The sequence below is a fragment of the Thermosporothrix sp. COM3 genome, from assembly GCF_059696735.1.
In genome coordinates this window covers 3563278-3588361 of record NZ_AP019376.1, presented here as the reverse complement: position 1 = coordinate 3588361, position 25084 = coordinate 3563278, and the positions used below count along the sequence as shown (strand labels likewise).

Annotated in this window: 15 protein-coding genes and 2 rRNA genes; 7 read left to right on the top strand and 10 right to left on the bottom strand. The window is 55.9% G+C overall.

The annotated features are described in order from the left end of the window. Positions 1-22 precede the first annotated feature (22 nt). On the bottom strand, positions 23-2221 hold the full coding sequence (locus KTH_RS15240) for an alpha-amylase/4-alpha-glucanotransferase domain-containing protein (protein WP_497619763.1): 2199 nt from the start codon (positions 2219-2221) through the stop codon (positions 23-25). 257 nt (positions 2222-2478) lie between these two features. Between KTH_RS15240 and KTH_RS15235 the strand changes: the two genes are divergently transcribed. The 4 genes from KTH_RS15235 (at position 2479) to KTH_RS15220 (ending at position 8851) form a co-directional block, all read left to right on the top strand. Then, entirely contained in the window at positions 2479-3249 is a 771-nt protein-coding gene (locus KTH_RS15235; protein ID WP_497619761.1) for a response regulator, read from the top strand. Positions 3250-3252: 3 nt separating this feature from the next. Continuing rightward, positions 3253-5565, top strand: coding sequence for a sensor histidine kinase (locus KTH_RS15230; protein ID WP_111317486.1), 2313 nt, complete (start codon positions 3253-3255; stop codon positions 5563-5565). A 96-nt stretch (positions 5566-5661) separates the two neighbouring features. Continuing rightward, positions 5662-6555, top strand: coding sequence for a complex I NDUFA9 subunit family protein (locus KTH_RS15225; protein WP_170211503.1), 894 nt, complete (start codon positions 5662-5664; stop codon positions 6553-6555). Positions 6556-6931: 376 nt separating this feature from the next. Continuing rightward, positions 6932-8851 (top strand): adenylate/guanylate cyclase domain-containing protein, encoded by a 1920-nt coding sequence (locus KTH_RS15220; protein ID WP_497619759.1) that lies wholly within the window; start codon positions 6932-6934, stop codon positions 8849-8851. Here the strand turns inward: KTH_RS15220 and KTH_RS15215 are convergent. The 8 genes from KTH_RS15215 to KTH_RS15180 form a co-directional block, all read right to left on the bottom strand. Further along, a complete protein-coding gene (locus KTH_RS15215; protein ID WP_497619757.1) occupies positions 8837-9703 on the bottom strand; it encodes a GNAT family N-acetyltransferase in 867 nt (288 codons plus the stop codon). The two genes, KTH_RS15220 and KTH_RS15215, sit on opposite strands and share 15 nt — an antisense overlap. An 11-nt stretch (positions 9704-9714) precedes the next feature. Then, positions 9715-10878, bottom strand: coding sequence for a histone deacetylase family protein (locus KTH_RS15210; protein WP_170142241.1), 1164 nt, complete (start codon positions 10876-10878; stop codon positions 9715-9717). Between the two features lie 61 nt (positions 10879-10939). Then, positions 10940-11812, bottom strand: coding sequence for a succinate--CoA ligase subunit alpha (gene sucD, locus KTH_RS15205; protein ID WP_111317481.1), 873 nt, complete (start codon positions 11810-11812; stop codon positions 10940-10942). Between the two features lie 14 nt (positions 11813-11826). After that, positions 11827-12966, bottom strand: a complete 1140-nt coding sequence (sucC, locus tag KTH_RS15200; RefSeq protein WP_111317480.1) for an ADP-forming succinate--CoA ligase subunit beta — start codon at positions 12964-12966, stop codon at positions 11827-11829. A 189-nt stretch (positions 12967-13155) separates the two neighbouring features. Next, entirely contained in the window at positions 13156-14517 is a 1362-nt protein-coding gene (locus KTH_RS15195) for a phosphohexomutase domain-containing protein (RefSeq protein ID WP_497623245.1), read from the bottom strand. Positions 14518-14576: 59 nt separating this feature from the next. Continuing rightward, the gene (locus KTH_RS15190; protein WP_111317479.1) at positions 14577-15152 is read right to left on the bottom strand and encodes a GNAT family N-acetyltransferase; all 576 of its coding nucleotides are present in this window, start codon (positions 15150-15152) and stop codon (positions 14577-14579) included. After that, positions 15152-16333 (bottom strand): phosphopentomutase, encoded by a 1182-nt coding sequence (locus KTH_RS15185; protein ID WP_497619754.1) that lies wholly within the window; start codon positions 16331-16333, stop codon positions 15152-15154. Before KTH_RS15185 ends, KTH_RS15190 begins: the two co-directional genes overlap by 1 nt. Further along, positions 16330-17541, bottom strand: coding sequence for a 6-phosphofructokinase (locus tag KTH_RS15180; protein ID WP_497619752.1), 1212 nt, complete (start codon positions 17539-17541; stop codon positions 16330-16332). Before KTH_RS15180 ends, KTH_RS15185 begins: the two co-directional genes overlap by 4 nt. 197 nt (positions 17542-17738) lie before the next feature. On the opposite strand from KTH_RS15180, the gene KTH_RS15175 reads away from it, so the two are divergent. After that, positions 17739-18674 carry a nucleoside hydrolase gene (locus KTH_RS15175; RefSeq protein ID WP_246046292.1) on the top strand — a complete coding sequence of 312 codons (936 nt, stop codon included), beginning with the start codon at positions 17739-17741 and terminating at the stop codon, positions 18672-18674. A 15-nt stretch (positions 18675-18689) separates the two neighbouring features. Here the strand turns inward: KTH_RS15175 and epsC are convergent, their stop codons facing one another. Beyond that, entirely contained in the window at positions 18690-19430 is a 741-nt protein-coding gene (gene epsC / locus KTH_RS15170; protein ID WP_111319487.1) for a serine O-acetyltransferase EpsC, read from the bottom strand. Between the two features lie 856 nt (positions 19431-20286). On the opposite strand from epsC, the gene KTH_RS15165 reads away from it, so the two are divergent. Further along, a 16S ribosomal RNA gene (locus KTH_RS15165) occupies positions 20287-21770 on the top strand. A gap of 321 nt (positions 21771-22091) precedes the next feature. Next, a 23S ribosomal RNA gene (locus KTH_RS15160) occupies positions 22092-25069 on the top strand. Together the 16S and 23S rRNA genes form the textbook arrangement of a ribosomal RNA operon. Positions 25070-25084 lie beyond the last annotated feature (15 nt).

Here is a 25084-nt window from a genome sequence, read left to right as displayed (position 1 = left end):
CGTCATCCTTCCCTTTGCGAAATCATGAGAGCCTGAATCCTTCTGGCTGGCTGCCTGTGCAATCAAGGCGAACGCGCCATACTCCCCCTGAATCTAGTACGACGGGCCAGAGGAATACGATGCACGTTCCCTGGTGGGTTCGCTCAAAGCCCGCCTCCGAACCAGTTACGGCATCAAGAGAGAAGCGCCAGAGCAGCGCTTTTTGACTGATGAGAAACCCGATATCCTGCTTGAGCCAGGTATTGCCGACGTGTAACGCCTGTACGTCTGCTACCTCTTCATTCTGATCCAGCAGCGCGGGCGCCTGGCCTTCAATCAAGCAATATGCCTGTTCGTTCTTGCCTCCGGCGAGTAGATGCAGGTTCCATTCGCAGGCGAAGCACGTTTGCAGGCGAGCCCGGCCCCGATTTTCCAGTGTATAGCTGATGCTCAGGCGCTCGGCCTCGCGAGCGATCACAAGCTGCTTGGTGAGCAAGACCGGCAGCGGTCCGAGGGCGCCAGCGCGTTTCACCTTGCCCTGGCGCGTCAGCGTGACAAGCAGACCCTGCTCGTCCTGCTCCACCTCGGTATGGTAGGGCTGCTCGATAAAGTCGCCCAGTTCCTCATAGCGATTCTGTAGAAAGGACGGGAAGGGGAGTCCGGCGGGCAGGAAGTGATCTTTCAGGCTGGTGCGGCGATGTCTATCGATGACAAGCAGGCGGTCAAGGTCTGGCTCTTTCGTGCGTACGGTGGTGTGGGGCGATTCCGGCTCAAGGGCTTGTGGCTCTGTGGCAGCCTGACGTGCCTTCTGCCGCCGCTCCTGTTCGTGCTCGCGCAAGACCTGATGGTAGCTTTCGGGGTGGCGGGCCATCACGCTGAGGATATTATGCGCGCTCTGGCGAAGATCCCATTCAAAGAGTGTGCCGCCTCGCTCTGGCGCGAGATAGAGATTCTGGGCGCTTCCCTCAATAATCAGCTCATTATGGGTATCGCGATCAAAGTCGGTGAACTCGTAGGATTGCCAGGGCTGATTCTGGTGCAAAACACGGTCGGCGAGATGCTCAGCGCGAATCAGGTGATGGTAGATGGCCGACCGCACGTGGCCCATATACGCCCCACCGAAGAGGCCGTGCCAGTAGGTGTCATTCGCCTGCGCCTTCCACAGGTGCCGGAGCGCCTCTGTCTCGCCGACCGCGTGAACCCGCTCATGCACGCGCAGCATCTTCTTATGCTGGTTGTTGACCTCGGGATAGCGAGCGAGGAAGTTGCGCCAGAAGCCGCCCCGGAAGAATTGCAGTATCTCGTTCTCCCGGTTCTCTTCCAGCTTATGTAGCAGGCGGCCAAACTGGTAGGCTTTGCGTGGCGGTAGCGACCACTCGGACATCTCGATGTAGGAGGTTGTTGGAATATAGATCCGACCGAGCGCGGGCGCGCTCCGTGCGTATTCGCCGAGTGGAATCGTGTGCAGCCAATCGCGTTCCTGTTCCAGTGCGCTCAGAAACGCGTCGACCCACCCGTCTTCTCCCCAACAATATGGGCCGGTCTCAGGCCAGCTCCCGAACTTCTCGCCATCATCGCCCATGACGGCGATCCGTTGCTGTCCGGGCTTTGCCAGCGAGCGCAGCCACTGGATCGTTTCGGCGACCGGTCGCCAGGGGACGGTGTAGCGGAGCTTCTTGCTGGTCGCGTAGACTTTGAGCACGCCGCTTTGATCCTCGGTCGCATAGTAGCCGTACAGGTCGTCATCGTCCAGGCCGGTTGCTTTCAGGTGCGTGTCATCAAGGATGGTCCATTGTATCCCGGCCTCTTCGAGATAGCGGGGAAGCGAGGGCTCCCAGACGCGTTCTGCCAGCCACATGCCGTCAGGGGTTGTGCCAAAGAGGGCGTGCAGTCGTTCGGAGAAGGCACGAATCTGGCCGATTTTGTCCCGATCTGGAATAGCGGGCAGGATCGGTTCGTAGTAGCCGCCGCCGACGATCTCAACCTGTCCACGCTGGATAAGAGCGGCGATGCGCTCCAGAAACTCGGGGTGCGTCGCTTCCAGCCAATCAAGCAAGGAGCCCGTGTAGTGTAGCGAGACCCTGACCCCGGGGTGACGCTCCAGCGCTTCGAGCATGGGCAGGTATGATTGCTCATAGACCTGCTGAATGACCGAGGGGAAATTCCCGACGGGCTGGTGATTGTGCAACAAGAGCCCGAGATAGATATGGCCTGTATCCATTGCAACTACCTGTTCACGCATTGCATCCTTTTCTTGATCTTTCGATCTTCTCTTTCTTAACGGGAAAAAGAGTGTTCTTAAAGCACTATCCTCTTCCACTATACCATATTCCTCCGGCGAATCGAAATCATTTTCGCTTATGAGTTTGTCGGGATGCGCATCGGTACGGTCCCGAGTGCGGCTCTGGTGGGTCTCGAAGACTGGGTATCTCACCGAAAAACTGCTATACTTTCAGGTTAGAGATATGCGTTGCAAGAGAGTTGTTTTGAGGCTAACGGATGGCTGCGAAAATAAAAGTATTCCTGGTAGATGATCACGGGCCGTTACGGAAGGCGCTTCACGAGGGCCTGGAAGCGACCGACGAGGTGCAGGTTGTGGGCGAGGCCGCGACCGGACGCGAGGCGGTGGCAAAGGCGCTTGAGCTGGACATGGATGTGATTCTCATGGATGTGCAGTTACAAGATCCGCAGATGGGGAGAAGTGCCATGAGCGGTGTCGGTGCGGCTGTGGCGATCCGCCGCGAGCGCCCACGTATGCCCGTTGTCTTCTATTCAATTCAGGATGATGACGAGTACTATCGGGAGTTCCGCGCTTCCGGTATTCTGACGCACTACGCCTATGTACGCAAGAGTAACTATCTCCTGCCCAGTATGCTGGTGCCGTTACTGCGTGACGCCGTCAACGGGCGCAGTCTGGTCGATCCCGAGATTGAGGACCGGGTGCAGGAGGTACGCGATCTGGACGAGCAATCACCGCGCGCTCTTCTGGAGCCGAACGAGCTGCGGGTAGCCGAACTGATGGCGAGAGGTATGACAAATGAGCAGATTGCGGCTCGTCTGAAATTGCATGATAAGCGAGCAGTCAGCCGCACCAATGGTCGGATTTATGCCGCCTGGGGGTTGAGCGACAACGCGGTTGATGACAAGGTTGCTCGTGTGCGGGCAACGCTGATTTATATGCACAATCGCCTGATGATCTGGGATGAGAACGGGGCTGCGCTGGTGCAGGATCGTCGGGGCGAGTGGGTTCCTTTTTTTGAAGATGAGTAGTTCATGAGTATGACCGTATTCTCCGAGCAAAGCGTGCTTCTGGTTGCCCACACGCTGGCTGTTGCTTTATCAATTTTCAACGTGGTGGCGTTTCTCTGGCTGGCCTGTACTGTCTGGTTGAATGGTGATCGTCGTAGTATGATTGCCAGGGTGGGGGTGGTAGGGCTCGGGCTCTCCGCGCTTTTCTTCTTTGTGCATGCCTTACTGACTGCCAGTCCATTCGCGCATAATAGTGGGCTGGTGACGGCAGATTTTCTCTGGCGTTTAAGCTGGCTGCCCGGATTGGGTGCTCCCTATATCTGGTTTGTGATCGGGCTGCATTATGCCTCTTTGATGAACGAAAAATGGCGGCGCCGGCGCCCCTGGTTGCTGCTCGGGAGTGGCCTGCTTGGCTGTATCGTGCTGCTGATTCTGATCCTGAACCGCAACGTCTTTACCTTTATGGGGACGATTCGCCTGCTGGCATATAGCGCGTTGCCCACCCGGGCGCAGACTGACTTCCTGCCTGTGGTGATTTCGCTCCCGATTCTCTTCCTCTGCTACCTGACCTTCTGCGCTATTGGCCCCTGGTTTACGCCGAATCGCGTCCGGCGGGCGTTGCTGGTGCTCTGTCGAGCGCTCGTGAAGCGGCGTTCGTTTGCCTCATTGCGGCAGGCGCTGATTGATGCCTTCTCCGACGATCATGCGCGGGCCGCGCTGCTTGAGGAGCCGGTCTTTTCCTGGCATCTGGCCCGGCCGATTCTGCTGGTTGCGGCGCTGGTGATGGTTGGGCTGACCACGACGCTTGGCGTGATCGGGGTCTGGTCCACGCTGAACTGGTTCGATACCGCGATTGTGCCGCCGCCCGAGCTACCCGCGCATGCGCTCGGGGCGATACCCTTACATCTGATGCTGATTGATATTGTGGGCACAGGGGCGGTTGCGGTCATCCTGCTGCTGATTGGCTATTCGATTGTGCAGCATGGTATCCTGATCGAGCGTCCGCTAGCCCGGCGCGGCTTTTTTGAGCAATGGCGCGGGATTGTGATTGTGGCGACCGTGATTGCTATCTTCATCGCGGTCTTTGTGGCTGTAACGCACAGCAATCTCAGCGGCCTGCTGCTGATTACCTGCGTCACGACCGGCATCTATGCGCTTTTTACCTGGAGCAACTACACGGCCCATGATCGCTATATTGCGATGCTTGGCCCCTTTTTGCGCAGCTCGAACGTGCATCACTGGCTCAAAACCGACCTGCAAAAGACAGAACAGAACATGGAGGCGCTCTTTTTTCACCTCTGCCGGGATGTGCTTGATATTCAGTATGCGCGACTCGATGTGCTGGCCGGGCCGATCAAGCCGAGCTTTACCTATCTCTGGTCGATGAAGGCACAGGTTGAGGAGCATACGCAGCAGGTGCTGCGCCGGCGTGTGCATGCCTATCGTATCCGCGTGACCATGCATGGCATGCGCTCTATTTGTTGGGTCCTACCGATTTACGATGAGCTTGGACTTGTGGCAAAATTATATCTGGGACCGCGAGCGGGCGGCGCCGGTCTGACTGATGAAGATATGGAGATCGCTCAGGCCTGTGGTCAGCGGATTCTGGATACCTTACGCGATCATGAGGCCATGCAGGCGGTTGCGGGCCTGTTGCGGCGGCGTATTGTTGATGTCAAGTTACTTGGCGGACAGCAGCGGCGTATCCTGCATGATGAGATTTTGCCGCAGATGCATCTTGCCCTGTTGCGGCTGGAAACGCTGCGCCTCTTTGTGCGCGGGAAACAGGACCCGGCACAGGCCAGCAGCGCCCTCGGAGACGCGATTGAAATGATCAGCGACTCGCATCGGCGCCTGGCCTCGATGATGCGTGAGATGGCAACGGGCGCACCCTATCGCCTTGAGCGAGAGGGACTGATGCAGGCGATTCAGACCATGATCGAGCACGATTTTCATCAGGCGTTTGATGCGGTCCACTGGGAAGTTTCGGAGGAGACGGCGCTGCGGATAGATGAACTGGTGCCTCCCGCGATTGCCGAGTTGCTCTTTGCGGCGGTACAGGAGGCGCTGCGGAATGCTGCTCGCCACGGACGCGGCACCGACGTGCATCGGCGGCTCTGCCTGACACTTTCTGCATCGTGTAATCCAGATCTCGAAATAGTGGTGCATGATGACGGCGTGGGCATGAAGCCTGCCGGTCCGACTTCTGGAACCGGTGGCGGTCTGATGACGCATAGCGCCCTGTTGACGATTGCGGGCGGGAATTTGGTGATCAAAAGCGCCCCGGACGAAGGGGTGACGGTGCATATTCAGCTTCCCGAAAAGGCGCTGCGTTGATCCCTACCAGGGGCGTGCTCCATTCGCTATACTATGAGAAGAGAGCTCCCTGTTGTGGAGCGCGAGCTGATAGTCTGGAAAGCGAGAACAGAAGCTATGATACTCGTGACCGGTGCTACGGGATTTATCGGGAGTCATCTTGTCAGACGACTTGTAGAGCAGGGCGAGCGTCCACGCTGTTTAGTGCGTGATGTCGAGCGCGCGCGGAGTCTTCTCCCCGGGACTGAACTGGTACAGGGGGATACGACACGGCCCGAAACGCTACCGGAGGCCGTTCAGGGCGTGGATACGATTGTGCATTGTGCGTTTGTAACCGCAGATCGCAAGCAGACGGCTGCCACACGCTATTACGCCACAAACGTCGAGGGAACAGATAATCTGATTAAGGCGGCGAAGGAGGCGGGCGTGCGGCGCATGATTGAACTGAGCGGCCTGGGGACAAAGCCGGATAAGCCCGGGAGCTATATGCAGGGGCGCTATCTGGCCGAACAGGCGCTGACAACGAGCGGGCTGGACTGGACCATTGTGCGTCCCTCGGTGGTGTTTGGCAAGGGCGCACCCTTTATCAGCGGGCTGGTGAATCTGATTCGGACTTCTCCGGTGCTTCCCTTGCTCGGTGGCGGGAAGATCATGTTTCAGCCTATTTTTGTAGAAGATGTCGTCTCTGTGGTGCTCTTTCTTCTGGAGCATCCCGAGCAGACGAGTGGAAGGATCTACACCATCGGTGGTCCCGAGTACTATTCTTTTGAACAGATACTCGACTTGCTCACGCGAACGATGGGCAAGAAGCGCCTGAAGGTGCCCGCGCCGTTGCCATTCGTCGCCCTCGGGGCTGCCGTTCTGGAAGCGGTGTTACCGAAACCACCACTGACCAGAGAGGCCGTATCTCTCTTTACCTTTGATAACACGACGGCGCTCGATAGTGTTGAACGTGACTTTTTCTTTATCCCGGTTTCTTTTCGCGCATATCTTCAAGAGCAGGGCGTATGAGGTGTCAAGGAGCTTTCTGGGAGCGTTGTAGTATGATGTCATACCGGGACAGCAAAACAAGTGTGAAGAGCGAAACGCCGGAAATTCGTTCCCGCCGGGTAAGAAAAACTCATATCAGAGAGAGAGCCTGATAGAACGTTCTTTAAGAAGAGGTACCTCTGCATACCTGTACCTCTGTTGTGGAAGTGCTTTATGCTGATTGGAAGAAGGACAGGAGCAGAATCATCTCGCCGGATTAGCGTTGTTGTGCATAATGCTGGTAGTTGAGAGCTTGTACCGGAGCCCGCGCACGCTCCATTTTCTCAGTATTATTTGAACCGGGAGTAATTGAATTTGTGATAGTAACGCACTCAGTAATAGTGAGGGAGGGAGCCTTGTGACTCAGATAGGGAGAGTGGGCCAGGATCTGCGCGCTATTAGCGACGAATTGATGCGAATATCGCAATTGCTGCATCAGCATACGATGCGCCTGGAAACCGATGTTGAAGGAAAGTATGCTTCAGATACAGGTGATCCGCGGGTTGGCTTGCTGGTTGATGCCTTGAACATCGAGCGTCGCGCTGATATCGAGCTTGGACGTTTAAGCCATGCGCTTCAGCAGATCCTCCGCTCGATGCCGGGAACAGGTGGGCTCAGCAATGGCCAGAGTGGCGCGGTTGCCTTTGAACGAGAGCGGGCCGTGTTGCGGAGCAGCATTTCCACACTGAAGAAAGAGCGCGACGAGCAGGGAATTCTGGCCGATATCGCACGGACCCTCAATTCCACGCTTGAGCTGGATGAGGTCCTCAAGCTGGTGATGGATCGTGTCATTGAGTTTGTGGATGCGGAGCGTGGCTATTTGATGCTGGTGAGTCCCGAGAGCGGCGAGCCGGAGTTTACGATTGCTCGCGATAAAGAGAAGTATACCATTCCGGAGAGCGAGTTCGCGGAAGCGCAGATCAGCAAGGGAACGGTGATGCAGGTGATTCGGACGCGTGAGCCGCTGTTAGGGCGTGATGCCGCCCTGGATCAGCTCTCGCAGATTCATGAGAGCATCGTGTCTCTGGGGATTCGCTCGATTATGTGTGCGCCGCTGATCGTGCGAAACCATTGTATCGGCGCAGTCTATGTCGATAGCCGGATTACCGCGAACCTCTTCAGTGAGCGACACCTTGATCTCTTGCTGGCCTTCTGCAATCAGGCAGCCATTGCTATCGATAATGCCCGGCTATTCGCTGATTTAAACAAAGCCATACAGCAGGTCAAGAACGACAAGCAATACATGGATAATATTTTCCGTTCTATCGCGAATGGCGTCATCACCACGGATAAACAGGGATATATTACCACCTTCAATTCAGCGGCGGGCTACATTCTCAATATCAGCAGCAAGAATATGATCGGCAAGCATTATGGTGAGGCCTTTATGGCTCTGCCACGCCAGCTTGGCCTGATCCCCCTGTTTCGGAACGCGCTGGAAAACTATCATCTGCACGAACATGGTACCTTTGTTCCCAGTTCGGTTGAGTGTACGATTCCCGGGCGTCGACCGGAGCGCATCAGCCTGAACTTCTATATCTCCTCATTGCGCGATACCGAGGGCAAACATATCGGCGCGGCGCTGGTGATTGATGATCGGACCGAATTAAAGCGCTCCGAAGAGCAGCGCAAGCGCATTCGTCAGATGTTCGAGCGCTATGTGCATCCTAATGTCGTACAACAGTTGATCCAGAATCCTAACGCGCTCAAGCTCGGTGGCGAAACGAAAGAGATCTCGGTGCTGTTTGCGGATATTCGCGGCTTTACCCGGCTGAGTGAAGGTATGGCTCCCGATGACGTGATGAATATGTTGAACCGCTACCATAAGATCATGTGTGAATCAATCTGGGAGGAAGAGGGAACGCTGACCGCCTTTCTCGGTGATGCCCTGATGGCGATCTTTAATGCGCCGCTGCCCCAGAGCGATCACGCGTTGCGAGCGGTCCGTGCGGCCTGGAAAATGCGTCTTGCTGTGCAGCAATACCAGCAGGAGCACCCGCATGAGCGCAATGTGGCATTCGGAATCGGTGTCAATACGGGGCAGGCCACGGTGGGCAATGTGGGAGCGCAGGAGCGCTTGCAGAACTATACAGCGATTGGTGATGCGGTGAATGTGGCCTCACGTCTGCAAACCAACGCAACAGATAACAATATATTGATTAATGATACGACCTATGCGCAGGTCGCACCGTATGTCAATACGGGGCAGGCATTCGCTCTGGGAGTCAAGAACAAGTCGCATCCATTGATTGTGCGCTATCTGCTAGGGGTTCTCTAGCGACCTGCGGAGGACGAAGCCGGTTTGTGGCAGACGTGTAAAGCCGAACCACTCATAGAGGCGGTGCGCATGCACGTTCTGCTCCTCCGTATTGAGCATGATGCGGGTGGCCCCATGTCTCTCAAAAAAGCGAACGGCTTCAGTCATCAGGCGGGCGCCAATGCCCTGCCGTTCGGCGGAGGGATGAACCGCGATGCGGATCAGGTAGCCCATCTCGGCATCAAGGGCGTTAAATTGATAGCCAACGACGTGCCCCCGCTGCTCGGCAACGACAAAGTAGGGATGAGTGCGGGCAATATCGCGGAAAGCTGCCTCATCATAGCGCCAGAGCTCCTCGAAGCAGGCGTGCTCGATCGTTAGCAGTGCAGGCATATCGGTCGCGGGATTGACGGGACGAATCGTCACCTGCTGATTTCCCTGCGTCGGGACGGCATAGTCATACTTATCATAGGAGTAGAGGTAACGGTCTGGCTCAAACTGGCGGTGCATCAGGAGCGGGCGGAGCCAATCGAGCATCATGTCACTACCCGAATAGTAGAGATCCTGCACACCTGCTTTATGCAGGGGCTGCATCAGGGCCTCAAGCAGACGGTCAAGATGCTCGATATAGGACCGACTTTCCGTCCAACTGACGCCGAACCCGCCTATCCAGGCGACAGGCGGATTAACGGTCTGGACAAGGAGAAAACTGGTCAGCGTTGTCTGATTCGAGAAAACGCCCATGCACGGGTAGCGTTCCAGCAGGAGCGGAAGTTCTTCCAGCGTGAAACGCTGATAGATATATTCTGATGAGCGCAGCAAACGCTCGACAGCATGGACATCAGCGGGCGTCAGTTGCCGGACAGTATACATTCCACCTACTCTCAGGCTTTCTGTTTCTTCTCCGCGTTCGGGCCCAGAATCTCCCGCCGCAGCTTCTCAAGATCGGGTTTGGGCTTATTGCGCGGGCGATAGCCGGTCAGGCCGTGGATGCGGCGCAGCTCTGCAATCAGGACATCGGTATTCAGGCGATAGGGTGGAGTAGGCGCGGGTCCAAGATCGTCGACCGCAGCATCGCCGCCGAGAAGCTGGTTCAGGCTGGTCGCAACGCAGGACTCCATCGCGCTGACGCTATATCCGCCCTCCTGGACCATAATCACGCGGCCCTGACACAGGAATTCAGCCATCTCAAGGATAATTTTATTCAACTGGAAAAAGGCAGCCGTTGACAGATACATATCGCCAATCGGATCATTCCAGTGTGCGTCATAGCCAGCGGAGACCAGAATCAACTGTGGGTCAAAGCGATCAGCCGCCGAAGCGAGCACCTGCTTAAAGACCGCCTCATAGGTCGCATAGCTGGTCTGCGCGGGCAGGGGAACATTGATCGTTGTGCCTTCGCCTGCGCCCTCGCCGCGTTCGTCGTAGTTGCCGGTGCCGGGGAAGAACGGCGCCTGATGGACCGAGAAGTAGAGCACGCGTGGATCGTCGTAGAACATTTCCTGAGTGCCATTGCCATGATGCACGTCATAGTCGATAATCATGACGCGTTCGAGCCCATGAACATCGAGAGCATAGCGTGCTGCGACCGCCACATTATTGAAGATACAGAATCCCATCGCCGACTCAGCGACGGCGTGATGTCCGGGGGGGCGAACCAGACAATAGGCATTTTTGACCTCGCCCTTCATCACTGCATCGATTGCAGTTAGCGGGGCTCCTGCCGCTTTCAGTGCGGCCTCATAGGTTTTGGCTGATACGTAGGTATCGGTAGCGAAGAAGAAGGTTTTCTGTTTACCTGTTGCCGCCTTCTCCGCTGCTTGTTTGCTCGCTTCTGCAACCGACTCGATATACTCGCGCTCATGCACGGTTGCCAGCTCCTCAATAGTTGCGGCGCGTGGTGGGAGCAGGAGCAGGTCTTCGCGGTCAAGCCAGCCGAGGGCCTTAATGACCTGCATCGTCGATTCGAGCCGATCGGGCCGCTCAGGGTGTTTATCCGGTGTGATATGTTCAAGAAAAATCGGATCGTAGATAAGGGCCGTGGTCATGGGAAACATCCTTATGGCCGGGCCCCACAGGGGAGCCCGGCTTTGAGTTGTGTTGTTCGTGTTACTTGTTGAGAACCTTCTTCACCAGTTCGGGAACATCGAAGATGGTATCGGCAACCGGGACGCCAGCGGCCTCAAGGGCGGCGACTTTTCCCTGTGCGGTGCCGGTGTTGCCGGAGATGATCGCGCCTGCATGCCCCATACGTTTTCCTGGAGGTGCGGTTCGTCCAGAGATAAAGGCGACGACTGGCTTCTTCATCTTCGTCTTGATATATTCGGCTGCATCTTCCTCGTCGCTGCCACCGATCTCGCCGCACATCACCACGACCTCGGTCTGCGGATCCTCGTCGAAGCGTTTGAGATAATCGACGAAGGTAGAACCGATAATCGGGTCACCACCGATACCGATGCAGGTGGACTGACCGAAACCGGCCTCGGTGAGCAGAGAGACGACTTCATAGGTGAGCGTGCCGGAGCGGGAGATAAAGCCGACCGGTCCGGGTGTGAAGATGTCGTAGGGAATAATGCCGATTTTGCCTTTGCCGGGCGTGCAGAGTCCGGGGCAGTTCGGGCCGATCAGCGTCGCACCCTTCTCGCGCACAGTGATAATGGCGCGGGTCATATCCATCACAGGAATGCCCTCAGTGATACAGACGATCAGCTTGATGCCTGCATAGGCGGCCTCTTCGATGGCATCGGCAGCGCCGGGTGCGGGAACGAAGAGACAGGCTGCATTCGCGCCGGTTTTCTCGACGGCCTCAATGACGGTATCAAAAACGGGAATGCCGTCGACTTCCTGACCGCCTTTGCCCGGTGTTTTACCGGCGACAATCTTCGTGCCAGCTTTCACCATGTTGCGGGTGTGATAGAGGCCCTCGCGGCCCGTCATACCTACGACGACAACCCGTGTGTTTTCATCTAGCAGAATACTCATTGTCTTCTAAACCTCTATCCCTTCGAGCTTATAGCGGCAACGATCTTTTGCGCAGCGTCGCGCATATCTTTACCCCAGTCGAGGCCAGCATCCTTGAGCATAGCGCGACCTTCTTCTGCGCCTGTGCCGGAGAGACGAACGACAATAGGCATGCCTTTCGGAAGTTCGGCCTGAGCCATAATCACACCCTGGGCGACCTCTTCACCGCGTGTGATACCGCCGAAGATATTGACCAGAATGCCTTTCACCTGGGGATCACGGGCAACAAAGGTGAGGGCCTTGTGCATGACTTCTGCTTTTGCGCCTCCGCCGATATCGAGGAAATTCGCCGGTTTGCCGCCCACGCGTGCGACCATATCGAGGGTGGTCATCACGAGGCCAGCGCCATTCCCGATAATGCCGACGTCGCCATCAAGCTTCACATAGGTGAGCCCTTCCTGACGCGCCTCAAACTCAATTGGATTGGCCTCTTCGGGCTCGGCCCATTCCGCAATCTCTTTCTGGCGATAGAGGGCGTTGTCATCTATTAAAATCTTGGCATCGGCTGCCATTACTTTTCCATCAGTCGTCAGAGCCAGCGGGTTGATTTCCGCTAACTGGGCGTCGCTGCCAATGTAGGCCTTTGCCAGTGCTGTGAGGATGGCTGCCGCCTGACGCAATGCCTGTGAAGGGATACCCGCGCGCGAGACGATATTGAGCGCCTCAAAGGGGCGCAGACCCCAACGCATATCGATCGGGTACTTGATGATCTTCTCAGGGGTGGTCGCTGCAACCTCTTCAATGTCGATGCCGCCTTCTTTGGAGACCATCACAACCGGGGACTGTGTATTGCGATCAAAGACGATACCGAGGTAATATTCCTCTTTGATGTCGATCTTGGAGGTAACAAGAACCTTTTCGACGGTGAGGCCCTTGATATCCATACCCAGTACACGCTGTGCTGCTGCTTTGGCCTCGGCGGGGGTATCACCAAACTGGATACCGCCAGCTTTTCCACGACCGCCTACATACACCTGGGCTTTAATAACAACCGGCCCGCCAAGTTCGCGGGCGATAGCTTCGGCCTCTTCTGGCGTACGTGCGACCTTTCCAGGCTGCACTGGAATGCCATAGCGTGCCAGGACTTCTTTGGCCTGATATTCGTGTATCTTCAAAATAGTGCTCCTTAGTAGATATGGTGACATATTACATGCCCTGACGGGCCAGGAGTCGCGTTTTTCAACTGGATTTATGCTAGCACTAAGTGTTTGGAGTGTCAAGAAAACGCTGATGCTCTTGCGCGTGTTGCGAGAGCAGGAAAAGGAGCTATACGCTGTGCCGCATAGCTCCCGAATATTGTTGTCTTAGCTGCGTATGACCTCAAGCACTTCGTCGCGCTTCTGCTCCATCAGCTCCTTGCTGTTGGCCTCAACGTTCAGGCGCAGCAGGGGCTCGGTGTTGGATGGACGCACATTGAACCACCAGTCGCCGAAGTCGACGGTGAGCCCATCCAGCTTGTTGACGGATTTCGCGCCCTTGCTGAAGTGCTCTTCCACCTGTTGCAGCTTGGCCTGCGTATCCTTCACTGTGGTATTGATTTCACCACTGCGATAGTAGTGGTCAAGCGGCTTGATGAGCTCGGAGAACGGTTTGTTCTCTTCTGAGACGAGTTCGAGCATTATAAGGAATGCAATCAGTCCGGAGTCGGCGAACCAGTTATCGCGGAAGTAGAAGTGACCGGAGTGCTCGCCGCCGAAGATTGCGTTCTGTTTGCGCATCTCAGCTTTGATGAACGAGTGGCCGACGCGCGTTACGCCCGATTTGCCGCCCAGTTTGGCGACCAGTTCGGGCACGCCCTTTGAGACGATGATGTTATGCAGGATGGTTGAGCCGGGATGTTTCTTGAGCAGGCTGTTAGCAACCATCAGTGTGACCTGTGAGCCGTCGATCAGGTCGCCATGCTCGTCGACGGGGAACATGCGGTCCGCATCGCCGTCGAACGCAACGCCCATATCCGCATGAGTCTCGCGAACCTTCTTCTGGCAATCAACCATGTTTTCTGGCTCAATCGGGCTGGCGGGATGGTTCGGGAAGTTGCCGTCAAGCTCGAAGTAGAGCGGGACCAGTTCACAGGGCAGATGCTTGAACACGCGCGGAACAATCAGGCCTGCCATGCCATTTCCGGCATCAACAACGATTTTAAGCGGCTTGATTTTCTGGACATCGATGAATGACAGCACGTGCTTCACGTAGTCGTCGATGATGTCACGGCGGGTGACGGTACCTTTCTTCTCGGGCGTGGCGAAATTGCCGCTGACTGCCAGATCGCGCATATCGCTCAGGCCGGTCTCAAAGCTGATCGGGTAGGCTTCTGCGCGGCAGAACTTCATGCCGTTGTACTTGCCGGGATTGTGGGAGGCGGTAATCATCACGCCTGCCGGATAGTTGAATTTGCCGACCGCGAAATACAGCGCATCGGTTGTGACCAGATCCAGATCAACAACATCAACGCCCTGGTCGGTGATACCACGAATCAGGTTCTCCTTCAATTGCGGAGAGGAGAGACGCATATCCCGACCTACCGCGATGGTCGGGACGTTCAGATATTGGGCGGCGGCTCGACCGATGGCGTATGCTGTGTCATCGTTCAAGTTCTGCCCGTAAACCCCGCGAATGTCGTATGCCTTAAAGATGGATGGATCAACGGTAATCTTCTTTGTATCCATGCCCGGGTATGTAAGCAGCACGCCCCGTGTGAGGCGGTGCTTTGCTCCTTTCTCAATAGTTATGTCAGATATGTTGCCTGTGGTCGGCGAATTTCTAGCAACATCCACGGCTCACCGGCGCTGCGCGGGTCAAAGATCTGCCCGACTTCGGTGAAATTAGCTTTAGCGAAGGCGCGGCGGGCCGGATGGTTGGCAACCGCAGTTTCTGCGTAGACGCGAATGATGTGCGGCGAGGTAAACAGATAGCGCACGATGGTGCGTATCGCTTCGGGTCCATAGCCGCGGCCCCACTTGCTTTTATCTCCCAGACCAAGCCCGACCTCAACCTGTCCCAGACGGTAATCAAGGTTAAAGTAGGTGATGGTGCCAATGGGGGTATGCTTCTCATCCTCGATGATAAACCAGAATTGTCGACCGTTTCCGCGAACATAATTACGCTCGAAGTTTGGGAGAAAATCCGCCATACTGCGTGAATAGGGGCGATGAGGATCATAGCGCCAGACCTCATCATCGCGCTCCCAGTGAAAGACATAATGCGCGTCTTCCATACGTGGACGTCGCAGCGTTATGCGCTCTCCATGCAGCACCGGTCCCTGCATGTTCTCTTTCTTTTGTCCTTGTTCGATCTCCGTCATCAGAGCAATCCTACTGCTTGTGCAAAGCTGCTACCTGCTGCCAGGGGAGCTACCTGAAAGACCTCTGCCAGGGTTTGACCGAGGTCGGCGAAGCTGCCTCGTGTGCCCAGGTTGGTCGCCGGACGAATCGGCTGACCATACGCGAGAAGTGGAATGCGTTCGCGTGTATGATCGGTTCCGCGGAAGGTTGGATCAACCCCGTGATCGGCAACGATAAAGAGCGCATCGTCTGGCCGAAGCAGGCGTTGAACCTCGGGAAGCCAGTTATCCACATCGCGCAAGGCCTGTGCATAGCCCTGGCTATCGCGGCGGTGTCCCCACAACATATCAAATTCTACCAGATTCACGAAGAGGAGGCCTTCAAAGTCTCGTTCTAACCAGCGCAGTGCAGCGGCCATTCCTTCGCGGTTTGTCTCAGTGTGATCGCGCTCTGTCAGGCCACGTCCAGCAAAGAGGTCTTCAATCTTCCCGATGCCGATAACGGCTTTTCCGGCGTCTTTGAGCTCATCCAGTAGGGTGGTGCCTGTCGGCGCAAGGGCGAAGTCGCGGCGATGCTCTGTCCGCACGAACGAGCCAGGCTGACCGATAAATGGCCGGGCAATAACTCGACCAACGGCATTTTCTCCTGTAAGCATATCACGTGCGATCTGGCAAATGCGATACAGCTCATCCAGAGGAATGACATCTTGATGGGCCGCAATCTGAAAGACGCTGTCGGCGGAGGTATAGAGAATGGGCCGACCGGTACGCACATGTTCCTCGCCGAGTTCTTTGATGATCTCGGTGCCTGAGGCGACTTTGTTGCCGATAACCCGCCGCCCTATTGCCTGCTCGAACGCTGAAACGAGCTCGTCGGGGAAGCCATCGGGATAGGTAGGAAGTGGCTGTTGCAGGACAACGCCCATGAGCTCCCAGTGTCCTGCGACGCTGTCTTTGCCAGCGGCGGTCTCGATCATGCTGCCATAGGCGCCGAGGGGCTGCGGCTCGGGAGGCGTCCCCTGAATCGGGGTAATATTGCCCAGTCCTAGCTTGCCCAGATGGGGAAGTTCCAGCCCGCCAAGCGCCCGGGCGCAGTGCTCGATAGAACTCGCTCCTTCGTCTCCGTAGGCTGCTGCGTCGGGATTCTCGCCTACGCCGACACCATCCAGCACGACGACAATTGCTCGTTTCAACCTGCTCATTTCTGTACCACCTTTGTTCGATCTATGCGTGCGTACGGCTCGATGGGCTCACCGATAAGTGGCAACGCATAGTGATAGAAGGCCGATGTCACCATTGTTTTGCTGTCGTCCAGGAACTCGGGCGGAAGCAGGCGCTGCACATTGGCAACTTGTTCCAGCTCCACCAGTCCGGTCGTGCAGTGATATATTGGCTCATCGTGCCGGATCAGCGTTACCATTTTATCACTTTCGCCCTGCAATGCCGCATGTGTCGCCATTTTCCCGACCAGATAGGCTTCATCCCGATCTGTGGCAGAGATGTTTTGTGCGGACATGCGTTGCAGGTCGCCCGGTTTTTCAAAACGCGCACGTAATTGTAACTTCTGCTTTACTAATTCTACCAGAGTTTGCGCGGCTCCGCTAAGGAGTGGATGGTGAAAGGCGTCAACTCCCGCCTGCCCGACTGCTCCCAGGTACTGCCCTTGCTCGTCTTTAATCGCCTCTGAGGTCACGATGATGACATAGCCAAGCTTGCGATAAATAGCCTCGACACGGCTCAGGAAGCGGTCTGCATTGAAGGGCAGCTCTGGAACCAGCAAAATATGCGGCGCGTCGTCTTCATTGCGACGAGCCAGCGCGGTCCCGGCAGTCAACCAGCCGGCGTTACGGCCCATCGTTTCAATGATCTTGATCGGGTAGTGCCAGGGCATGGAGAGCGTGTTCATGGTTGAATCGAGTGTTGCCTGAGTGAGAAAACGAGCGGCACTGCCATAGCCGGGACAGTGGTCGGTGAAGGGGAGGTCGTTATCTATCGTCTTTGGTACGCTGATTGCGTAGAGCTCGTATTGTTCTGCCCGGGCTGCCTCTGCCAGCCTATGGGCTGTATCAGCGGAGTCGTTGCCGCCGATATAGAGAAAATAGCGGATCTCATAACGTCGCAGAATGTCGATCACGTGCGGAAGGTCGTCATCACGAAGTTTATAGCGGCAGGAACCGAGCGCGGCGGATGGCGTATGCAGGAGCTGTTGCCAGAGGCCGGGTGATTGCTGGCGAAGGTCGACGATCTGTTCTTTCAACAGACCCTCGATGCCGTGCAACATACCGTACACGCCTTGAATGCGTGCGTCTTGCAGGGCCGCCTCAACGGCTCCGACAAGGCTGGCGTTGATAACAGCGGTTGCACCGCCGGATTGACCGATAATCAGATTTCCTTTTTGAGAAGCAAACAAAGGAATGATACCCCCTTGCTTTGTATGCAAATTCTTTCGCTGAGGCCATTATAGCAAGGAGTGATGCGAGAGTCGAGCAAAAGCGCGGATTTTAACAGAGCTTTAACGTTATTGAATTTGCATCTAGTTATGCTTGAATGTTAGTATAAAGGTGCTTCTTTACGGGGCTTATTTGCTTTCTTCAGAGGGATATTTTGATGATACCACACAAGATTATTTTAGACTGCGATCCCGGTCATGATGATGCAGTTGCGATCCTGCTGGCGGCGCGCCATCCTGCGATTGAGCTGCTGGCGATTACAACGGTGGCTGGAAATCAGTCGGTTGAGAAGACGACTGCGAACGCATTGAAGGTATGTGCGCTGGCTGACATTCGGCATGTACCGATTGCGAAAGGCGCTGAGAAGCCACTTCGCGGGACACCGACATTCGCCGATAATATTCATGGAGAGTCAGGGATGGATGGCCCTACCTTACCCGAGGCAACTATGCAGGTGTCGCCTTTACATGCGGTTGATCTTATGATCTCTCTTCTATTACAGTCACAGGGTGATATCACGCTTGTTCTGACCGGGCCGTTTACGAACCTGGCGCTTGCAATGCAGCGTGAGCCCGCAATTGTGCCGAAGATCAAGCAGATCGTTGTGATGGGCGGCGCGATCGGCCTGGGGAATGTGACTCCGGGTGCGGAGTTTAATGTCTGGTTTGATCCTGAGGCGGCAGCGCAGGTGTTTGCCTGTGGTCGTCCGCTGCTGATGGTTCCATTGGAGGTGACACATCAGGCGCTTGCGACCGAGGAGATTCTGCAGCAGTTGCAGGCTTCAGGGCGACCTGTGCCGCGTTTTGTGGCCGATCTGCTGACCTATTTTGCCGGGACCTATCAGCGGGAGTTCGGTTTTCCTGCGGCTCCGGTGCATGACCCCTGTACAGTGGCGGCCCTGATTGATCCTGCGATCATTGAGACGCGGGAGATGCGGGTTGAGATCGAGACAGGTGGTGAGTGGTCGCGGGGGCGGACGGTGTGTGATGTGTATGGAAAACTGGGCAAAGCTCCCAACGCCCGTGTTGGATATCAACTGCATGCCGGGCGTTTCTGGGAGCTGGTGCTGACTACGCTTCTGGCGTATGCATAAGTGCTGCGGAACGGGTTAGATCTGGTAGTCCATCTCCCAATCTTGCTCGTTCCAGCCCTGAGTGAGCTCTTCGTGCTCTTTCAGGCGTTCGCCCTCTTTCATCAGGAGTTCTGCCGGTTTGGAGGCCACAACAGAATTAGGTGGAACTGATTCGAGAACGAGGGCCATTGCTCCGATTTTGCTGCCTCGACCAATGGTGATTGGGCCCAGAATGGCGGCTCCTACGCCGATGGTGACATCATCTTCAATGGTGGGGTGGCGCTTCTGTTTGCGTCCGGGACTGCGTCGCCACCAGCCTGTTGCACCGAGAGTGACCTGATGATACAACATGACGTTGTTGCCGATAACGGTTGTCTCGCCGATGACGACACCCGCTCCGTGGTCGATAAAGAAGCGTTTCCCAATCTGTGCGCCGGGGTGTATTTCGATTCCTCCTGTGACCACGCGGGCAAATTGCGAGATCAGGCGAGGGATGAATGGAACGCCAGCTTTATAGAGCGCGTGGGCGATACGGTGGAAGATCAGCGCCCATAGACTAGGATACGTAAGTGCTTCAAAGATGTTGCGACAGGCAGGGTCTTTTTCAAAAATGACATCTATTGCGTCGGGCCAGGGGGTGCGCCGTCGTGGCGTCTTGCCTGGTGCCGGAATCGAAATCCCGGGCGGGAGTTCAGGAAGTTGTGAGATGTCTGTTTCGTCTCGCTCGGCCTGAATATGCTCAGTATCCGATGAGAGGCCTCTTGGTCCCTGCGTCATTTTGCTGTTTGTACCCTTTTCTTCTCTGATAGCTACGCTGAAGGGGAGAGAACGATTGCTCCCTGTTTGGAGTGTATGGCAGGAGATGGAACTTGTCAAGGGGAAAAGCTGGCAGATGGTTCCTGTAGTCATAAAGATGAATATAGCTGTGCGTTCCATCTTTCTTTATTCCTGAAGCAAAGAACCGCCATAAAGAGAGGGAACAGGGAAACAAAAAGCGCGGAGACAGAATGAATGCCTGCGTCTGTCATCATATTTTGAGAAGTCCGACATGCTGGGAAAAAACGCTTGACAATCTCGACAGAGTATGCGAGAATACGTCTCGCCATGACAGAGGTTGGACAAGAGTTCCAGTAAAAAGTTTTGAGAAAAATGATGATGAACCCTTGACAACTGAAAATGAATGTGGCATATTAATAGATGCGCCGGTGAGGCGGCAGTTGGGTTGATTGGTTGGGGTTTGTGCCACGGTAATGTGGCTCTCCGAAAGAACATTTCCCGTAAGAAGGCTGAGCTAACAGGGATTAGTCTGCCCTTCAACGCGAAAGAAATTTCGGAAAGTTGGTAAAAATCCCGCTCAAAAAAGGCTTGACAAAGCGAGGCCGAACTGCTACAATACCGGAGCAATCGAGAAGAGCGCGAAAGCAAAAGAAATGATGCTTATGCGCGTTATGCGAGTACCTTGACAATTGAAGAGTGGAAAACAGAACCGCATGGACGGAGGCTCCTTCCTCCAAGAAGGAGCGCAATGTCAGTTCCTGTTGATTCTGTGATCTGTTCCATTGAGCAGATCAAACAACAACAACCAAGCATGATCGCGTATCCTGTGAGGATATGTCGAGATAGAAATAACGCTTGAATGGCGAGTTTGATCCTGGCTCAGGACGAACGCTGGCGGCGTGCCTAACACATGCAAGTCGAACGCCCTTCCCTCGTGGAAGGGAGTGGCGGACGGGTGAGTAACACGTGGGTACCTACCCTGAAGTGAGGAATACCGGCGAGAAATCGCCGACAATACCGCATACGCTCCCTCGGGAGCAAAGCTCGCAAGGGCGCTTTGGGATGGGCCTGCGGCCGATTAGCTAGCTGGTGAGGTAAGAGCTTACCAGGGCGACGATCGGTAGCTGGTCTGAGAGGACGATCAGCCACACTGGGATTGAGAACGGCCCAGACTCCTACGGGGGGCAGCAGTGAGGAATTTTCGGCAATGGGGGCAACCCTGACCGAGCAACGCCGCGTGCAGGAAGACGGCCTTCGGGTTGTAAACTGCTTTTCTGTGGGACGAGCAAGGACGGTACCACAGGAAGAAGCCCCGGCTAACTACGTGCCAGCAGCCGCGGTAATACGTAGGGGGCGAGCGTTGTCCGGAGTTACTGGGCGTAAAGCGCATGCAGGCGGTCGGGTAAGTTTGCACTGACAGTCATCGGCTTAACTGATGAAGGCGTGCGAAAACTGTCCGACTTGAGGGCTCTAGAGGGGTGCGGAATTCCGAGTGGAGCGGTGAAATGCGTAGAGATTCGGAGGAACACCAAAGGCGAAGGCAGCGCCCTGGAGAGTACCTGACGCTCAGATGCGAAAGCTAGGGGAGCGAACGGGATTAGATACCCCGGTAGTCCTAGCCGTAAACGATGACCACTAGATGTCCGGAGTATCGACCCTTCGGGTATCGGAGCTAACGCGTTAAGTGGTCCGCCTGGGGAGTACGGTCGCAAGATTAAAACTCAAAGGAATTGACGGGGACCCGCACAAGCAGCGGAGCGTGTGGTTTAATTCGATGCAACGCGAAGAACCTTACCAGGTCTTGACATCACACTGACAGCCCTAGAGATAGGGTCTTCCTTCGGGACAGTGTGACAGGTGCTGCATGGCTGTCGTCAGCTCGTGTCGTGAGATGTTGGGTTAAGTCCCGCAACGAGCGCAACCCTCGTCGCTAGTTGAATGTTCTAGCGAGACCGCCGTTACAAAGCGGAGGAAGGTGGGGATGACGTCAAGTCAGCACGGCCCTTACGACCTGGGCGACACACACGCTACAATGGCCGGGACAAAGGGCAGCCAACCCGCGAGGGGGAGCCAATCCCATCAAACCCGGTCTCAGTTCAGATTGCAGGCTGCAACCCGCCTGCATGAAGTCGGAGTTGCTAGTAACCGTAGGTCAGCACACTACGGTGAATACGTTCCCGGGTCTTGTACACACCGCCCGTCACACCACGAAAGTCGGCAACACCTGAAGCCGCTGGGCTAACCTCATTGAGGGGGCAGGCGTCGAGGGTGGGGTCGGTGATTGGGGTGAAGTCGTAACAAGGTAGCCGTACCGGAAGGTGCGGCTGGATCACCTCCTTTCTAGGGAGTACAGGATGAGAGATGCAAGAGACGGCATCACACAAGACTCATCCGATCCCAGGTCGAGCAGGAACCAAACAGACAGTACCGGCCAGCGGCTGGTTTCCACTCTTCAGCGGTGAAGGTCCTCGCACCAAGCACGTGAGGGAGGCATACCCCTCCTCACAGAGGATCATATCCCGTCGTACCTGAACAACTGAAGAAGAAAGCAAGCAAAAGAAGAGAATCCTTCAATTTTGCTGAAAAGGTCATCGGTCTGCATCCAGGAGGACGCAGTCCGAAGGACCACGAACACCTCATCATCAAGAGAGCACAGATTACACACAAGCGCAGAAGAGTACGAGGTGGATGCCCAGGTGCCAAACGCCGATGAAGGACGCGGAGACCGGCGAAACGTTCAGGGGGAGCTGCATCCAAGCGATGAGCCCTGAGAATCCGAATGGGGCAACCCATCCAGAGTGATGTCTGGATACCCCTTGCTGAACCCATAGGCAAGGTGGAGGGCAGTGGGTGAACTGAAACATCTCAGTAACCCGACGAAAAGAAATCAACCGAGATTCCCGTAGTAGTGGCGAGCGAACCGGGAAGAGCCCAAACCACTCGTTCTTCGGAACGGATGGGGTTGTAGGACCTGCACTCCCTTGCACAATCGCTACTCGAACAGGCTGGAACGCCTGACCAGAGCGGGTGAGAGTCCCGTAGAGAACGGCGGCTGTACAAGCGCAGGGATCCTGAGTACCACGAGGCACGTGAAACCTTGTGGGAAGCTGGGGGGACCACCCTCCAAGGCTAAACACGTTTGGCAACCGATAGTGAACCAGTACCGTGAGGGAAAGGTGAAAAGCACCCCGAGAGGGGGATGAAAGAGACCCTGAAACCACGTACTCACAAGCTGTCAGAGGTCACTGTCCTCAAGGAGGACCAAGGACTGATGGCGTGCCTTTTGTAGAATGATCCGGCGAGTGGTTCGTTGTCGCAGGTTAACCTTCGGTAAAGAAGGGGAGCCAGAGGGAAACCGAGTCTGAAGAGGGCGCAGAGTGTGGCAAGGAACCGACCCGAAACCGTGTGAGCTACCCATGAGCAGAGTGAAGCGAATGTGAAAGTTCGTCGAGGCTCGCACCCACCAGTGTTGCAAAACTGGGGGAGGACTTGTGGGTAGGGGTGAAATGCCAATCGAACACGGAGATAGCTGGTTCTCCCCGAAATGCATTGAGGTGCAGCCACAGGCAAGAACCCTCGTGGAGGTAGAGCACTGAATGGGCTAGGGGCCAAGTGCTGGTTACCAAACCCAATCAAACTCCGAATGCCACGAGTGCGTCCCTGTGAGTGAGACGGCGGGGGCTAAGCTTCGTCGTCAAAAGGGAAACAGCCCGGACCACCAGCTAAGGTCTCTAAAAGATGCTCAGTGTGAAAGGGAGTCAGTGCGCAATAACAGCCAGGATGTTGGCTTAGAAGCAGCCATCATTGAAAGAGTGCGTAATAGCTCACTGGTCGAGTGAACTGGCACCGACAACGTACCGAGGCTCAAGCATCTTACCGAAGCTGTGGATTGATCTCATATGAGATCAATGGTAGGGGAGCGTTCTTGACCAGAGAAGCCAGACCGTGAGGACTGGTGGAGGGAAAAGAAGTGAGAATGCCGGAATGAGTAGCGTTATATCTGTGAGAACCAGATACACCGAATGCCTGAGGGTTCCTGGGCAACGTCAATCGTCCCAGGGTTAGTCGGGACCTAAGCCGAGGGCGTTAAGCCGTAGGCGATGGAGAGCAGGTAGGACAGTCCTGCACCAGAGCAGATCGTTTGAGTGAAGGGGGGACGCGGTCAGGAAGGTGAGCCCGTCGAATGGACAGGACGGGTGCCCTGTCTGAAGCGCGTGGACGAGGAAAATCCCGGCCACAGGGAGCGTGACAGCAGGGCCGAGCGCCCGAAGAGGGTGCGGAAGTCATCGGCCCCCATGCCGCCAAGAAAAGCCTCTAGCGAGATCATGCTCTGCCCGTACCGCAAACCGACACAGGTAGGCAGGGAGACGTCTCTCCAGGTGATCGAGGGAGCCTCTGCTAAGGAACTCGGCAAAATGACCCCGTACCTTTGGAAGAAGGGGGGCCTGAGTAGCTTTCGTGCTGAGAGGCACGGGGGTGAGCAGGCTGCAAGAAATGGGCCCAACCGACTGTTTACCAAAAACACAGGTCTCTGCGAACGCGAAAGCGGAAGTATAGGGGCTGACTCCTGCCCAGTGCCGGAAGGTTACGAGGAGTGGTGAGCGTAGCCATGAATCTAAGCCCCGGTGAACGGCGGCCGTAACTATAACGGTCCTAAGGTAGCGAAATTCCTTGTCGGGTAAGTTCCGACCCGCACGAAAGGAGCAACGAGTTGGGCACTGTCTCGGCAGAGGACTCGGCGAAATTGAAGTACCCGTGAAGATGCGGGTTTCCCACGACAGGACAAAAAGACCCCGTGGAGCTTTACTACACCTTGGCCTGGAAACGAGGCAGGACGTGCGTAGGATAGGTGGGAGCCGGAGAGCCCTTCCTTGTGGGGGAGGGGGAGGCAGCAGTGAAATACCACTCTCGTTGTGTTTTGTTTCTCACGCGTGAGCCATAAGCTGGCATGCGGACAGGGTCAGGCGGGTAGTTTGACTGGGGCGGTCGCCTCCCAAAGGGTAACGGAGGCGTCCAAAGGTTCCCTCAGGGTGGATGGACATCACCCGAAGAGAGTGCAAAGGCAGAAGGGAGCTTGACTGCGAGGCAGACAGGCCGAGCAGGGACGAAAGTCGGGCTTAGTGATCCCACATTCCCGAGTGGAAGGAGTGTGGCTTAACGGATAAAAGCTACCCCGGGGATAACAGGCTGATCCTGCCCAAGAGTTCACATCGACGGCAGGGTTTGGCACCTCGATGTCGGCTCGTCGCATCCTGGGGCTGGAGTAGGTCCCAAGGGTTGGGCTGTTCGCCCATGAAAGCGGCACGCGAGCTGGGTTCAGAACGTCGCGAGACAGTTCGGTCTCTATCCGTCGTGGGCGCAGGAAGATTGAGGGGAGTCATCTTCAGTACGAGAGGACCGAGATGGCTTGACCGCTGGTGCGTCAGTTGGCCTGCCCGGGCCAGAGCTGAGTAGCTACGTCAAGAAAGGATAAGCGCTGAAAGCATCTAAGCGCGAAGCCGACCCCAAGAAGAGTCTTCCCGCTCTCTCTGAGAGGAGGGAGCCAAGACCCCAGAAAGAAGATCTGGTAGATAGACCGTGCGTGGACGTCTGGTAACAGGCGAAGCGGAACGGGACTAATGGTCGAACGGCTTGTTGAATCGTTGCCTCGGAGG